The organism is Actinomyces slackii, assembly GCF_900637295.1.
In the GTDB taxonomy this organism is placed as follows: Bacteria; Actinomycetota; Actinomycetes; order Actinomycetales; family Actinomycetaceae; genus Actinomyces; species Actinomyces slackii.
The window spans coordinates 2,705,968-2,720,825 of the sequence record NZ_LR134363.1 but is presented as its reverse complement, the minus strand read 5'-3'; the positions used below and the strand labels follow the sequence as shown (position 1 = coordinate 2,720,825).

The window sequence follows — 14,858 nt, the reverse complement described above, 5'->3', positions numbered from 1 at the left end:
ACCCATGGCAAGCAAGGCGGACCCGCGTGCTGATGCCCTGACGCAGCGCCTGACCGAGCTGCTGGGGCCGGTTGTCTCCGGCTGCGGGCTCTTCCTGGAGGGAGTGCGGACCACCCGGGCCGGGAAGCACTCCGTGGTGAGGGTCTTCGTCGATCTTCCCGATGGCCCCGGGGACCTGGACCTCGACGGCCTGGGCGAGGTCACCTCAGCCGTCTCCCAGGCACTCGATGAGGCCGACCCCATCGCGGGCCAGTACACCCTGGAGGTCTCCACGCCAGGGGCCGAGCGCCCGCTGAGCACGCCCCGGCACTTCCGCCGCGCCGTCGGCCATGGGGCGGCGGTGGACACCGCCCAGGGCCGGATCACCGGAACCGTCATCTCGGCCGACGACGATGCCCTCGTCCTCGAGGCCGGTGGCGAGCGCCGCATCATCGCCCTTGCCGAGATCGACCAGGCCCGCATGATCGTCACCGGCCCCTGACCCGCGCCGAGCGCGCCCATCGACCACACGCCCCGCCCGCGGACCAGAGAGGACCCATCATGGACATCAACATGCCGGAGCTGAGAGGCGCCGCCGACGAGCTGGGCATCGACCTGGACAACCTCCTGCCCGCCATCGAGGACGCCATCCTGGGCGCCTACTCCAAGGTTCCCGGGGCGATCCGCGGGGCCCGCGTGGAGATCGACCGCCGCACGGGGCACATGAGCGTCCTGGCCCCCGAGGTCGACGAGGATGACCGGCCCACCGGGGAGTACTTCGACGACACTCCCGACGACTTCGGGCGCATCGCCCAGGCCACGGCGCGCTCGGTGATCGTCCAGCGCATTCAGGACCGTCGTGACTTCGAGGTCCTGGGCGCCTTCAAGGACAAGACCGGCGAGCTGATCTCGGGCACGGTCGAGCAGGGCCGCGACCCGCGCATCGTGCATGTGCGCCTGGACGAGGATCACGAGGGGATCATGCCGCCCCATGAGCAGGTCCCCGGCGAGCGCTACCGCCACGGGGACCGCGTGCGCGCCTACGTCACCGATGTCTCCCGCGGGATCAAGGGCGCCCAGATCCTCCTGTCGCGCACCCACCCCGGGCTGGTGCGCAAGCTCTTCGAGCGCGAGGTCCCCGAGATCGTCTCCGGGGACGTCGAGATCGTCTCCATCGCCCGCGAGGCCGGGCACCGCACCAAGATGGCCGTGCGCGCCCGTACCCGCGGGGTCAATGCCAAGGGCTCGTGCATCGGTCCCATGGGTCAGCGCGTGCGCTCGGTCATGACCGAGCTGGGCGGGGAGAAGATCGATATCGTCGACTACTCCGAGGACCCGGCGCGCTTCGTGGCCAATGCCCTGTCGCCGGCCAGGGTCTCCTCGGTGCGGGTGCTCGACGCCGAGGAGCGCACCGCTCGCGCCGTCGTCCCCGACTTCCAGCTCTCCCTGGCCATCGGCAAGGAGGGGCAGAACGCCCGCCTGGCCGCCCGCCTGACCGGGTGGAAGATCGATATCCACGCCGATGCCGAGTCCGGGGAGATCGCCCCCGGCCACGAATCCCGGGCGGACGACGTGACAGGTCCCTCAGACTTGGCCGACTGAAGGGCCTGGCGCCTGGCGGTAGACTTCACCGCGGAACCCCGCGGGCCCGCTCCTGGGCGGTGCTCGCGCAGGCGGCTGAACGAGTGGAAGGACGCATACGGACGGTGGCTCGCACCCCGCATGTGCCTGAGCGCACCTGTATCGGCTGCCGTGGGAAGGCCCCCCGGGCGCAGCTCCTGCGCCTGGTGGTGACGTCAAGCGGACAGCTCGACGTCGATGCCCGTGCCATCCGGCCCGGGCGCGGCGCCTGGATCCACCCGGATCCACAGTGCCTGACCCTCGCTGAGCGGCGGCGCGCCTTCGGGCGGGCACTGCGCACCACCCAACCGCTGGACGCGGATGCGGTGCGCCAGTGGCTGGAGCGCCGCGGCCCCAGCGGAACCCCGACGCCCAACCGGGCGGCGGACTGATCGATTGCGAAGGCGGGTAGGAAGCTGATGGGCACCCGATGAGTACCCAGCGATGAGCTGCCTCTAGAAGCACCCACCCTGTCCGGGGTGGGTAACCGGACAGGAGAAAAGTGGCTAAACCACGCGTTCATGAGCTCGCCAAGGAGCTCGACCCCTCTGGCAAGAAGGTCACCTCGAAGGTGATTCTGGCCTGGCTCAAGGACCAGGGAGAGTTCGTCAAGGCGGCGTCCTCCACGGTCGAGCCCCCCGTTGCTCGCCGGGTCCGCGAGCACTTCGGAGCCGCGGCCCCCCAGGCCTCAGGAGGCCCCAAGGCCGCCCCTGCCTCCAGGCCCGCCCCCAAGCCAGGGCCCGCGGCCAAGCCCGCGGCCTCCGGGCAGTCCAAGGCCCCCAAGCCCGGCGCCCCCAAGGCGCACAGCAGGACCGAGCCCGCCGAGCCCGCGGTCGCCGAGTCCGCCCAGGCCCGCGAGGCCACTGATGCGGGCAGGCCCGGCCCCCGTCCCAGCGCGCCCAAGGACCCGGCCTCCGGCCAGGCCGCCCGGCCCGCTCCTGCTCAGGGCGCAGGCTCGAGTCCGCAGGCCGCACAGGCCGCGGCCCCTGCCTCGGGCAGGCCCGGCCCCCGCCCCAGCGCGCCCAAGCCGGCCGCGCAGGCCTCCGGTGACGCGGGGCCCACTCCCGGCCCGCGCCCGGGCGCTCCCACTCCCGGCCCCCGTCCCGGCGCACCGCGCCCGGGCAACAACCCCTTCGCCACCGCCCAGGGCATGCCCCGCCCCGGCGGCCGCGGAGGCCGCCAGGGCGGTCGCGGAGGCGGTCCGCGCCCGGGCAACAACCCCTACGCGAGCGCTCAGGGCATGCCCCGACCCGGCGGTTCGGGCGGTTCCCGCCCGGCAGGGCCCCGTCCGCCCCAGGGCGGCGGCGCGGGCCCGCGCCCCCAGGGCGGTCCTCGCCCCGGCGGCCCCCGCCCCAACCCGGGCATGATGCCCGGCCAGTCCTCGATCGGGCGCCCCGGCGCCCCGGCGCGCTCCGGCTCGGGTGGTCGTGGTGGCCGTCCCGGCGGCGGTTCCGGCCGTCCGGGAGCCGGCGGTGGCTCGGGCCGGCCCGGCGGCGGCTTCGGGGGAGCCCGCGGCGGCCGTGGTGGGCGCGGCTCCACCCAGGGCGCCTTCGGTCGCGGTGGAGGCGCTCCGCGCGGACGCAAGTCCAAGAGGGCCAAGCGCCAGGAGTTCGAGCAGCAGAGCGCGCCGTCGATCGGCGGTGTCATCGTCCCGCGCGGTGATGGCTCCACCCCGGTGCGCGTGCGCCAGGGGGCCACGCTGACGGACCTGGCCGAGAAGATCAACGCCAACCCGGCAGCCCTGGTCACCGTCCTGTTCCATTTGGGCGAGATGGCCACCGCCACCCAGTCCCTGGACGAGGACACCTTCGCCCTGCTGGGGGCCGAGCTGGGCTACGACGTCCAGATCGTCTCCCCCGAGGACGAGGACCGCGAGCTGCTGGAGTCCTTCGACATCGACCTGGATCCCGACCAGGATGATGAGAACCTGGCCCCGCGGCCCCCGGTGGTCACCGTCATGGGCCACGTCGACCACGGCAAGACCAAGCTGCTGGACGCGATCCGCTCCACCGACGTGGTGGCCGGCGAGGCCGGCGGCATCACCCAGTCCATCGGCGCCTACCAGGTGCGCGTCGAGCTGGGCGGGGAGACTCGGCCCATCACCTTCATCGACACCCCCGGTCACGAGGCCTTCACGGCCATGCGCGCCCGCGGCGCCGAGGTCACCGACATCGCGATCCTGGTGGTCGCCGCCGATGACGGGGTCATGCCTCAGACGGTTGAGGCCCTCAACCACGCCCAGGCCGCCAATGTGCCCATCGTCGTGGCGGTCAACAAGATCGACAAGGAGGGCGCCAACCCGGACAAGATCCGCGGCCAGCTCACCGAGTACGGCCTGGTGCCCGAGGAGTACGGCGGCGAGACCATGTTCGTGGACATCTCCGCCAAGCAGCGCCTTCACATCGACGACCTGCTTGAGGCCGTGCTGCTGACCGCCGACGCCGCCCTGGACCTGCGGGCCAACCCGGAGATGGATGCGCGCGGCGTGACCATCGAGGCCAAGCTCGACAAGGGCCGCGGCGCGGTCTCGACCATCCTGGTCGAGCGCGGCACCCTGCGCGTGGGCGACCCGATCGTTGCGGGCAGCGCCTATGGGCGCGTGCGGGCCATGTTCGACGAGCACGGCCAGGCCCTGACCGAGGCCGGGCCCGCGCGCCCCGCCCTGGTCCTGGGACTGACCAATGTGCCCAGCGCCGGCGACTCCTTCATCGTGTCGCCCGACGACCGCACCGCCCGTCAGATCGCGGACAAGCGCGAGGCCGCCGAGCGCGCCGCCCTGCTGGCCAAGCGCCGCAAGCGCGTGTCCCTGGAGAACCTCACCGATGTTCTCAAGGAGGGCAAGGTCGACACCCTCAACCTCATCCTCAAGGGAGACTCCTCGGGTGCCGTTGAGGCCCTGGAGGACTCCCTGCTCAAGATCGACGTGGGCGAGGAGGTCGCGCTGCGCGTCATCCACCGCGGGGTGGGCGCCATCACGCAGAACGATGTCAACCTGGCCACTGTGGACTCCGCGGTCATCATCGGCTTCAACGTCCGGCCCGCCGAGCGCGTCTCGGAGATCGCCGACCGCGAGGGTGTGGACATGAAGTTCTACTCGGTGATCTATCAGGCCATCGAGGATGTCGAGTCCGCCATGAAGGGCATGCTCAAGCCGATCTATGAGGAGGTCGAGCTCGGCAGCGCCGAGATCCGCCAGGTCTTCCGCTCCTCGAAGTTCGGCTCGATCGCCGGCTCCATCGTGCGCTCCGGCATCATCAAGCGGGGCGCCAAGGCCCGCCTGGTGCGCGGCGGCGTCGTGGTCAACGGGGATCTGTCCATCGAGACCCTGCGCCGCGAGAAGGACGATGTCACCGAGGTCCGCGAGGGCTACGAGTGCGGTATCAACCTGGGCTTCAAGGACATCGCCGAGGGCGATGTCATCGAGACCTGGGAGATGCGCGAGAAGCCGCGCGACTGATCCGGCGCTCACGGCAGACGACGGCGGCCGGCCGCCCCACCCGGGGTGACCGGCCGCCGTCGGCGTGGAGGATGAGGCGTGGTCTCGGGCCGCTCAGGGCTGCTCAGGGGCGCTGGCTGCGGCCGGGGGTGCGCGCGAGCTGGCGCAGGGCGTCGGCGACGAAGACGGCCACCGCCATCCACACCAGGACCATGGCCGCCCAGCGGGCCGGCGGGATCTCCTCATGGAAGACCAGCCAGGCCAGGAGGAACTGGATGATCGGCGCGAAGTACTGGCTCAGGCCCACCACGGACAGCGGCACCCGCCGGGTCCCGGCCGCGAAGAGCAGCAGGGGCGCGGCCGTGACCGGCCCGGCCAGCACCAGCAGCGCCCCCAGCCACGCCGAGCCCTGCGGGCCCTGGACCGCCGCCTGCCCGTGGGCGGCCAGCCACCCCAGATAGGCCAGGGCCACGGGCGAGACGATGAGGGTCTCGGCGCACAGGCCGGTCAGCGCATCGACCTGGCGCGCCACCCGCTTCTTGACCAGCCCATACAGGCCGAAGCTGAAGGCCAGTGCCAGCGAGATCCACGGCAGCGAGCCCTGCATGACCACCAGCACACCCACCCCGGCCGCCGCCAGGGCCAGGCTCGCGCGGTGAGCGGGCCGCAGCCTCTCACCCAGGACCAGGGCCGCCAGGGCCACCGTGACCAGCGGGTTGATGAAGTAGCCCAGGGCCGCATCCGCGGTGCGACCGGTGTTGACCCCGTAGACGTAGACGAGCCAGTTGACCGAGACCAGGACTCCTGACACCGAGGCGCTCAGCACCAGCCTGGGGGTGGTCAGCAGTCGGCGGATCGCGGACCAGCGCCGGCGCACGGCGATGAGCAGCAGGCAGGTCACCATCGCCCAGATGATCCGGTGGCCGATGATCTCCACGCTCCCGGCGGCGTCGAGCAGGCGGAAGTACAGGGGGAAGAAGCCCCACAGCACGTAGCAGCCCACCACCAGGGCCATGCCCGAGGCGCTGGTCGAGGCCTGGTCGGCGGTGCTGGGGGAGGCGGGGTGGGACCCGGTGGATGAGGGCATTCGGGTCTCCTTCATGCGTGCGGTGGCACGGGACTTTACTCGTCCTGCCGCCGGCAGGGCACAATAGGCGCGCCCAGCAGACACGACCCCAGGAGGACCCCATGGCCGACGCCGCACGCGCCCGCAAGGTGGCTGAACGCATCCACGAGACCGTCGCCCGCCTCCTGGGAGGCCGTATCAAGGACCCCCGGCTCGGCTTCGTGACAATCACCGATGTCCGCGTCACCGGTGATCTTCAGCAGGCCACCGTCTTCTACACGGTCTACGGCTCCGATGAGGAGCGCGCTGACACCGCCAGGGCCCTGAAGTCGGCCACCGGTCTCATCCGCTCCGAGGTCGGCAAGGCGCTGGGCATCCGCCTGACGCCCTCCCTGTCCTTCCAGCTCGACGCGCTGCCCACCACGGCCAAGACCTTCGAGGACGCCCTGGCTCAGGCCAAGGTCCGCGATGAGCAGATCGCCCGCAGCGCCCAGGGCGCCACCTATGCCGGGCAGGCCGACCCCTACCGCCATGACCCGGCGGACAAGGACGAGGCCGGCCCTGATGGGGCGGGCCGGGCGGAGGACCGGCCTGAGCCCGGCGACGGGGCCCAGGAGCGGGACGGGGCGCTGTGAGCCCCGAGCGCCCGACGGCCCGGGGCCAGGGCTCGGCGGCGGGCGATTCCCGGCCTCCCCGGCCGCGGGTCCCCCGCGGGGCGGTCACGGCCGGCGACGGCCTGCTCCTGGTGGACAAGCCCGCTGGAATCACCAGCCATGACGTCGTCGGCGCCGTGCGCCGACTGGCCGCCACCCGCAAGGTGGGCCATGCCGGCACCCTGGACCCCATGGCCACGGGACTGCTCGTGGTGGGCATCGGGCGCGCCACCCGCCTCCTGACCCATCTGGTGGGGGCCGACAAGGCCTACCGGGCCACTATCCGCCTGGGGCAGGAGACCAGCACCGAGGACGCCGAGGGACGGATCACCGCCTCATCGGGATGCACGGCCCGGCAGGTGGATGCCCCGCGCATCACGCGGGCCCTGGCCTGCCTGACCGGGACGGTCATGCAGGTCCCCAGCGCCGTGTCCGCCATCAAGGTCGACGGCGTGCGCTCCTACGCCCGTGTGCGCGATGGCGAGCAGGTTGAGCTGGAGGCGCGGCAGGTGGTTATCAGCGCCCTGGATCTCATTGGGGAGCCCAGGGCCGCCAGCGCCCAGGATGGCACCCCCGTGGTGGATATCGACGTCGAGGTGGCCTGCTCCTCGGGGACCTACGTGCGGGCCATCGCCCGCGACCTGGGACGGGGGCTGGGCTGCGGGGCCCACCTGATCGCGCTGCGCCGCAGCGCCGTTGGCCCCCTGGAGGTGGGGTGGGCCGCCACCCTGGAGGCGCTGTCCGCCCAGGTTCAGGACGACGCCGCCGCATCCCAGCCCCGGGGCCTGGCCGTCATGCCCATGGCCCAGGCCGCGCGCCTGTGCTTCGAGTCGGTCGAGCTGAGCCAGGCTCAGGCTCAGGCCCTGCGCCACGGCCAGTTCCTTGATGAGCAGATCCTGGACTCACGCCGATCCCCGGTTCGCCCCATCGCCTCGGCGACCAGCGGTGGGGTGGTCGCCGGGTTCGCCCCGTCGGGCAGTGTCGTGGCACTGTTGGTGCGCAAGGGCCATAAGGCCCGCCCCGTACTCGTCCTGGATCCTGCCTGATCCAGGCGCGGGCCGCCCCACCTGAAAGGCAGGAACTGCCATGGCTGACACGACCCAGCGCCCTGAGCCCCAGCAGGAAGGATCGGAGACGACGGGAGCCCGCTCGGGCTGCCGCTGCGGCTGCGGCGGTCACGGCGGCGCCCAGGAGCGCGCCGCCGCCCCGCGCGTGGCCCAGCCTGTGGGGGAGGGCTACGAGAGGCCCGAGCCCTCCGAGGTCACAGACTCCTCGAGCGGTGATGACCCCACGGCCGCCACCGGCTCGTCGGCCGGTGGCGCCCAGGCGCCTGAGGCCTCAGGCGTCGTCCCCGGCCGCAAGGCCGGCAACACCCTGGGTCTGCGTGATGTCTCCGCCTCGGCGACCGGAGGCTGCGGCTGCGGCGGACACGGGCATGGTCACGCTCACGGTCGTGCTCACGCCCACGGGCGCTCCGGCTGCGGCTGCGGCGGGCACTGAGCCAGCACGGTGCCGGCAGGGGGCCGGCACCGGGCCGCCAGGGCGGCCGGGCCGCGGCCGGTCCCGAGCAGGGGTGAGCGGCGCGGGCCGCCCTCGGGCCACTCACACCGACTGGCGCTGCAGGGCCCTGGAGACGGCCTCCAGGCGCTGGCCGGCCTGGGCCTCCTGGTAGGCCCCCAGGTCAAGGTCCTCGACGATCCTGCCGTCGACCAGGACCAGGACCCGGCTGGCCCGAGCCGCCACCTGCGCATCGTGGGTGACCATGACCAGGGTTGAGCCCGAGGCGTGGATCTGCCCGAGCAGGTCGAGGATCTGCAGGGCGGTGGTGGAGTTCAGCGCCCCGGTGGGCTCATCGGCGAAGATCACCTCCGGCTCATTGATGAGGGCCCGGCAGATCCCCGCCCGCTGGAGCTGGCCCCCGGAGACCTCGGTGATATCGCTGCCCTCCAGCTCGCCGATCCCCATGGTGGCCATGAGCCGCTTGCCCCGGGCCTCGACCTCGGGGCGAGGTCGCCTGCCGGCCAGGAGCCCGGGCAGGACCACGTTGTCCAGCAGGCACAGCGTGGACATGAGATGGGCCTGCTGGAAGACGAAGCCGAAGCGCGACAGGCGCAGCTCGGAGAGCCGGCGCTCATCAAGGGAGGCCAGATCGGTGCGCTCCAGGTGGACCGACCCGCTCGAGGGCCGGGTCATGCCGCTCAGGCAGTGCAGGAGGGTGGACTTGCCCGAGCCCGAGGGGCCCATGATGGCGACGAACTCCCCGGCGGCGATATCCAGGTCCAGGTCCTCCAGGACGGGGGCGTTATAGGCCTTGGTCAGTCCCCGAGCCCGAAGAATGGGGGCTCCTGGGGACGCCTGCGGCGCCTGGGCGGTGCTGCTCATGGATGCTCTCCTTACTCGCTGGTGGTCAGGGTGATGGTGGACAGGCGCCGCAGGGCCAGGCAGATGGCGCCAAGGACGGTCAGGACCAGCGCGCCGGGCAGGACCAGGCCCACCACGAGCGGCTCGGGAAGCAGGTGGAAGCTCGGCGCTCCCCGAGAGGCCAGGACCAGGCCGATCGCCGACTCTCCCAGGGTCATGGAGGCCAGAAGGCCCAGGGCGATGCCCGCGGCCGTGATCAGGCCGAAGCGGGTCAGGTACTGCCCGCCGATGGCTCGCCTGGTGCAGCCCAGCGCTGTCAGGACGGCCACCTGAGACCGCTCCCGGGACAGGACGAGGACCGCGAAGAGCACCGTGATGAGGAATGTCAGGCCCAGGGCGACCACGCAGGACAGCGCCGCGATGACGCGGATCTGGGAGGAGGTCGCCCCGAAGAGCTGGGAGGAGTGCTCGGCGGTCGAGGTCACCTGGACCCCCGGCAGCCTCTCGTTGAGGTCACGGGCGATGGCCCCCTGCTGGCTGTCCTGCTTAGCATCGGCATAGATGAACTGCCACAGGGCCGGGGCGCCGTCGTCGAACAGCGCCTTGGCGGTCAGGCCGTTGTTGGTGATGTCCTGGTAGATCCCCGTGACGGTCAGGTCGCGCTGTCCACCGGCGGTTTGCACGGCGACGCTGGAGCCGACCTCGGCGCCGACCGCCTTGGCCTGGTTGTAGGACAGGGAGATCTCCTGGGGGGAGCGGGGCCCCCTGCCGGTCATGTACTGCATGGGGAAGGCCTGGTGATCGCCGATATCGATGAGGACCGACTCCCATGCCCCATCCGGCGCGCGCATGGCGTAGCTGCGGCGCAGCACCGTGGTGTGCCGGGAGATGCGCGAGTCTGAGGCGACCGCGGCCTCCACATCCTTCAGGTCCTGGGTCCCGGGGCGCACATCGATGCGCAGATCGGTCTGGCCCACGCCCAGGTAGGTGGTGATCCGCGGGTTGTCCAGGGTGGAGGCGACACTCAGCGGCAGCACCATGGTGACGGTGCACAGGGCCAGGACCCCCAGCAGCAGGGCGTTGGACGGGCGCAGCGCCTCGCGCAGCCCGAGCCACTGCTGGACCGGCATGCGGCGCGAGCGCGACAGGCGCCACCGATGCCGCCGGTGTCGCAGCGAGGCGCTGGTCCCGCTGCGCAGTGCGTCGATGACCGAGATCCTGCCCAGCCGCCTCAGGGTCATCGAGGTGTGGCCGATGACGCTCAGCGCCAGGAGGAGCACGGCGAGAATGGGGAGCCCCACGCTCCACACCGTGGTGGGAGGCGTGCCCTGGTAGAGCTGGGCCGGGGCGCCCAGGGCGGCGGCCAGCGGCTGGCCGGCCACGTAGCCCACAACCGAGCCCACCAGGGTCAGCACCAGGTACTTGAGCAGGTAGAGGCGCCGGATCTGCGCGGGGGGAGCGCCGATCGCCTTGAGAACCGCGATCTGAGCGAGGTCCGCCTCGATGGCGGCCAGCACCGTGTAGCGCAGCGCCAGCATGGACACCACCACCAGGACGAGCGCCACGACCAGCGCCACGGCCGCGATGAGCATGGTGCTCACGGCATTCATGAGCTGGAGCATCGAGGCATCGACATGGATGCCCGTGGCCGGCAGGCCCGCCGCCTTGTAGGCGTCGATCACCGAGGCGGGCCGGGCGGAGTCGGTCAGATCGAACTCGATGAAGTACTCCGGCTCGGCGATATGCGGCTCCAGGGCGGCGAAGTCCTCAGGACTGACCACTAGGCGCTTGGAGGGGACCATCGCGGCGTTCATCTGGGCGTCCCTGACGAAGGCCACCACCTTGAGCTCCTGGCGCAGCTCCCCGGTGTCGACGACCACGGTGTCGCCCACCTGGGCCGCGCCGATCGCGCTGTAGTGGATCGGCAGCGCGATCTCCCCGGGGCGAGGATGGACGGGATCGCCGTCCTCATCCAGCAGCAGGTCGATGCGCTGGGGGGCGGTGACGAAGGCGGGCTCGTTGTAGGAGTCGGCCTGGTTGGCCCCACCGATCCACAGCTCCTGGCGCGGCAGGGGCAGGGATTTGATGACCTCGTGGTCGACCACCTCCTCGCGGGACTCCGCCCACGCCTGGATCGCCTGGGCATCGGCCTGCCCGGAGTGCATCTGCACCAGGTCGGGCGCCTTGGCGCGCTGTGAGAGCCGATTGGTCGCGGCGGTCGTATCGACGATCAGCGATGTCGCCGCCGACATGAGCATGGCGGCCAGGGCGATCAGCGCCGCCAGTGTCAGGGCGACAGCGGAGCTGCGCCTCAGGTCCGCCTTCAGGAGTCGTCTCAGCATGACCAGGCCTCCATCCTGGCGCTGCCAGGGGCAGCATCGTTCGGGCAATGAGATGTGGACCGCCGGGCTCCGGGCGGGGTCGGCGAATGGGCGGACAGGTCGTGACGGCGCCGGGCCAGGACGCCCGCCAGGGCGAGGGTGGCCACTCCCGCCAGCGCCACGAGGGCGGCGGCCCCGCGCCCGGGCCCTGTGCCGATGACGCCTGCCAGGCCGGGGGACAGCGCACCGTCACGGGCGAGCAGCGGGGAGAGCACGCCGTCGGCGAGGGGACCGGCGCTCAGATAGGCCAGGATGTAGCCCGTCTGGGTGATCAGGCTGATGGTCCCCCATGCCCTCGCCTGGTGGTCCTGCGGGATCGCGCGGCGAACCAGGGCGTCGGCCCCCGCCTGGCACAGCGCCAGGGAGGCGAAGACGGCGAATCCGCACAGCGCCACCCACCAGGGCCAGGGCCGCAGTGCCAGCCCGATCATGGCCGCCCCGGTGGCCGCGGTGCCGATGATCAGCAGCGCGGTGGGCTGGGCCTTGGCCAGCGCCGCCACCGATGCCGCCCCCACCAGGATGCCGGCGGCGGCCAGAGTCTCGATGCGCCCCATGGCGGCGGCGTCGACATACGGCAGCACGATGGGCTTGAGCAGGACCTGCAGCATGCCGATGAGCAGGGTCATGACGGTCATGAGCCCGACCAGGGCGCGCACGGCGCGGTCCCCCCTCACCGCGCGCCAGCCTCCCAGCAGCTGGTCGGTGATACTGGCGGACCCGGTGACGCTCGCGGCCCTGCGACCCACGGCGCGCATGACCGCGCCCGAGCATCCCGCGGTGACCAGGCAGGTGGCCGCGTCAATGATCAGCAGTCCGGGCAGTCCCACCTGGGGGAGCAGGGCTCCGGCCGCGATGGGGGACAGGAGGTAGCGCGCCGATCCGGCGGCCTGCAGGAGGCCGGCGCTGCGCACATGGTCCTTGGGCTCGACCAGGTCGCTCACCGAGGCGCGCAGCGCGGGCTCGGTCAATGCGGCCAGGCAGGAGGAGATGACGACTCCGGCCAGGATGTGGCTCAGGCGCGGCTCGGGGCTGCTCAGGGCGATCATGATGACGGCCAGGCCCACCACGGAGCCGCCATCGCCGATGAGCATCATGAGGCGGCGGTCGAAGCGGTCGGCCAGGGCCCCGGCCGCGGGGGCCAGCAGGATGATCGGGGCGAAGGCGCACAGCTGGACCAGGGCGACCGCTGAGGCGGTGCCGTAGGCCTCGTAGGCGAAGATGGCCAGGCCGAAGGCGGTCAGCCCTGATCCCACGGAGTTGACCAGTGCGCCGATCAGCAGGATGGACAGGTGCCTCATGCTGAGCCCTCCATGCCCTGCATGCCCTCGATGCCCTCCACGCCCTCCATGGCCTGGGCCAGCGCCCCGGGCTGGGTGCCCAGCAGGACCTCGGCGGCGTGGATGAGGCCCGCGGTGCGCCGGGGGATCTGGTCCTCCTCGCCGATGAAGATGCCGGTGTCCAGGAGCATCCCGGCGGCGGTGAGGATGATCTCGATGACCTCCCGGGGGTGGTCGGTGGTGAAGGAGCCCTCGGCGATCCCCTCCTCGACCACCCCGACCAGGATCGGGGTCAGGGCGCGGATCGTGCCCAGGATCGACATGAGATGGAATTCGTCGTGGCCGGTGGTGTGGAGCTCGGCGGCCAGGGCGATCTCGGAGTCCTCCGCCCGGGCCGCGGCCATGACCGCCAGGAACTTGGGGATGGCCGGCATCGGGGAGTCGGCGACGGCCTGGGCCTGGGCCGAGACGCGTGCAGTGGTGCGCTCGACCAGGCTGCGCAGGATGTCGTCCTTGGAGGAGAAGTGGTAGTAGAGCGTGCCCTTGGCGATGCCCACCTCCGTCAGGATGTCCTCCACCGAGGTGGCCTGGATGCCCTTGGTGATGAACAGGCTATGGGCGGCGTCGAGGATCTCGGTGCGGCGCTGGGAGGCCGGCTTGGAGACTCGCTTGGCGGTTGGTGGCATCGTTCCTCGCCTCCGTGCTGATCCGTGCTGGGCCAATGGGTGTCGGGGTGATCGAGATGGTCGGGCGGTGTGGCTGAATGCCGGGCTTTCAGTGTCTCGACCGACCGTCGGTCGAGATTAGGGTACCGCGACTTGGGTACGCCTGGCAAGCATGTGCCGGCCGAGGCGTGATGGGGATGTGATGCGTCGTCGTCGGTCCGGGTTCGCGCCCCTTCGCCCAGGCGTGGCAATGTTGACCCGCGACTGGCTGGGCGCTCCGCCCGCTGGTGAGATCGATCAGCCGATGACGAACAGGAACAGTTGCAGTGGAGGTCTGGTACGGCGCCGAGCAGGTGCCCGCGAGCCTGAGTGAGCCCGGTGGCCCGGGCGCCGTGGTGACCATCGGCATCTTCGACGGCGTCCACCGCGGGCATCAGGCGATCCTGGAGCGCGTGGTGGAGCGCGCTCGTCAGTGGCGGCCCGGGCCGGCGCCGCTGGCCGTCGCGGTCACCTTCGACCCGCATCCCCGCCTCGTCCACCGCCCCCAGGAGGATCTGCCGCTGGTGACCTCCCTGACCGATCGCCTGGTCTCCCTGGAGGCCCTGGGCCTGGACGCCGTCCTGGTGATCGCCTATGACCTGGACTTCGCCGCCCAGAGCCCCGAGGAGTTCGTGAGGACCTGGCTGGCGGGCCTGCTGGGGGCGCGCGCGATCGTCGTGGGCGATGACGTGCGCTTCGGGCGCGACAATGCCGGTGATGCCGCCAGCCTGGAGGAGATCGGCCGGCAGTGCGGCATGGATGTCGAGATCCTCACCGCGGTGAGCTCCCAGCAGGGCAGGCGCTGGTCCTCGACCTGGATCCGCCAGTGCCTGAGCCGCGGCGAGGTGCGCCAGGCCTGCGAGATCCTCGGGCGCCCCCACCGCCTGCGCGGAACCGTGGTCCACGGATTGCGCCGCGGGCGGGAGCTCGGCTTCCCCACCGCCAATCTCGAGGCCGCCACGGCCGGCGTCGTCCCGCCCGACGGCGTCTACGCCGGCTGGCTCGTGCGCAACGGGGCGGTGGGGGGCCTCCAGGAGCGCCTGCCCGCCGCGATCTCCATCGGCACCAATCCCACCTTCGACGACGTCCCCCGGCGCACCGTCGAGGCTCATGTGCTGGGGCGCGCCGATCTCAACCTCTACGGCGAGGAGGTGGGCATCGAGCTGGTCGAGCACCTGCGGCCCATGCTCGCCTTCGACGGACTGGAGCCCCTGCTGGAGCGGATGCGCATCGATATCGAGCAGACCGCCGCCATCCTGGGCGTCCCGGTCCCCGGTCCCATCGACCCCGAGGAGGTCACCGCCCAGTAGGCGCGATGGGCGCGCGGTGGGCGCGCGGTGGGCGCTGAGCCGCCGGCCCCCGTGGGCGGCGCCTGTGCCGG

13 protein-coding genes are annotated in these 14,858 nt (G+C 72.0%); 8 read left to right on the top strand and 5 right to left on the bottom strand.

What is annotated here, in order from left to right:
• The first annotated feature begins 4 nt into the window (after nt 1-4).
• The 4 genes from EL266_RS11165 to infB all read left to right on the top strand — a co-directional run bounded on the left by EL266_RS11165 (nt 5) and on the right by infB (nt 5,056).
• Nucleotides 5-481 (top strand): ribosome maturation factor RimP, encoded by a 477-nt coding sequence (locus tag EL266_RS11165; RefSeq protein WP_026426617.1) that lies wholly within the window; start codon nt 5-7, stop codon nt 479-481.
• A gap of 59 nt (nt 482-540) precedes the next feature.
• A complete protein-coding gene (gene nusA, locus EL266_RS11160) occupies nt 541-1,581 on the top strand; it encodes a transcription termination factor NusA (protein WP_026426618.1) in 1,041 nt (346 codons plus the stop codon).
• Between the two features lie 104 nt (nt 1,582-1,685).
• Nucleotides 1,686-1,991: a YlxR family protein gene (locus tag EL266_RS11155; RefSeq protein ID WP_051281037.1), complete on the top strand. Its 306-nt coding sequence runs from the start codon at nt 1,686-1,688 to the stop codon at nt 1,989-1,991.
• A gap of 110 nt (nt 1,992-2,101) precedes the next feature.
• Nucleotides 2,102-5,056 (top strand): translation initiation factor IF-2, encoded by a 2,955-nt coding sequence (infB, locus tag EL266_RS11150; protein WP_026426619.1) that lies wholly within the window; start codon nt 2,102-2,104, stop codon nt 5,054-5,056.
• Nucleotides 5,057-5,159: 103 nt separating this feature from the next.
• Here the strand turns inward: infB and rarD are convergent, their stop codons facing one another.
• Nucleotides 5,160-6,122: an EamA family transporter RarD gene (rarD, locus tag EL266_RS11145; protein WP_232012023.1), complete on the bottom strand. Its 963-nt coding sequence runs from the start codon at nt 6,120-6,122 to the stop codon at nt 5,160-5,162.
• A gap of 101 nt (nt 6,123-6,223) precedes the next feature.
• On the opposite strand from rarD, the gene rbfA reads away from it, so the two are divergent.
• The 3 genes from rbfA to EL266_RS11130 are packed head-to-tail and all read left to right on the top strand — an operon-like array spanning nt 6,224 to nt 8,254.
• Nucleotides 6,224-6,736: a 30S ribosome-binding factor RbfA gene (rbfA, locus tag EL266_RS11140; RefSeq protein ID WP_051281038.1), complete on the top strand. Its 513-nt coding sequence runs from the start codon at nt 6,224-6,226 to the stop codon at nt 6,734-6,736.
• Entirely contained in the window at nt 6,733-7,800 is a 1,068-nt protein-coding gene (gene truB, locus EL266_RS11135; protein WP_084500582.1) for a tRNA pseudouridine(55) synthase TruB, read from the top strand. The genes rbfA and truB overlap by 4 nt, the downstream gene beginning before the upstream one ends.
• 40 nt (nt 7,801-7,840) lie before the next feature.
• Nucleotides 7,841-8,254: a hypothetical protein gene (locus tag EL266_RS11130; protein ID WP_084500584.1), complete on the top strand. Its 414-nt coding sequence runs from the start codon at nt 7,841-7,843 to the stop codon at nt 8,252-8,254.
• A 102-nt stretch (nt 8,255-8,356) separates the two neighbouring features.
• Here the strand turns inward: EL266_RS11130 and EL266_RS11125 are convergent, their stop codons facing one another.
• The 4 genes from EL266_RS11125 to EL266_RS11110 are packed head-to-tail and all read right to left on the bottom strand — an operon-like array spanning nt 8,357 to nt 13,459.
• Nucleotides 8,357-9,136: an ABC transporter ATP-binding protein gene (locus EL266_RS11125; RefSeq protein WP_026426622.1), complete on the bottom strand. Its 780-nt coding sequence runs from the start codon at nt 9,134-9,136 to the stop codon at nt 8,357-8,359.
• Nucleotides 9,137-9,147: 11 nt separating this feature from the next.
• On the bottom strand, nt 9,148-11,457 hold the full coding sequence (locus EL266_RS11120; protein WP_026426623.1) for an ABC transporter permease: 2,310 nt from the start codon (nt 11,455-11,457) through the stop codon (nt 9,148-9,150).
• Nucleotides 11,451-12,794: an MFS transporter gene (locus tag EL266_RS11115; protein ID WP_084500586.1), complete on the bottom strand. Its 1,344-nt coding sequence runs from the start codon at nt 12,792-12,794 to the stop codon at nt 11,451-11,453. The genes EL266_RS11120 and EL266_RS11115 overlap by 7 nt, the downstream gene beginning before the upstream one ends.
• Nucleotides 12,791-13,459: a TetR/AcrR family transcriptional regulator gene (locus EL266_RS11110; protein WP_026426624.1), complete on the bottom strand. Its 669-nt coding sequence runs from the start codon at nt 13,457-13,459 to the stop codon at nt 12,791-12,793. Before EL266_RS11110 ends, EL266_RS11115 begins: the two co-directional genes overlap by 4 nt.
• 305 nt (nt 13,460-13,764) lie before the next feature.
• Here EL266_RS11110 and EL266_RS11105 point away from each other — a divergent pair, with 305 nt between their 5' ends.
• Entirely contained in the window at nt 13,765-14,787 is a 1,023-nt protein-coding gene (locus tag EL266_RS11105) for a bifunctional riboflavin kinase/FAD synthetase (protein ID WP_026426625.1), read from the top strand.
• Nucleotides 14,788-14,858: the final 71 nt, after the last annotated feature.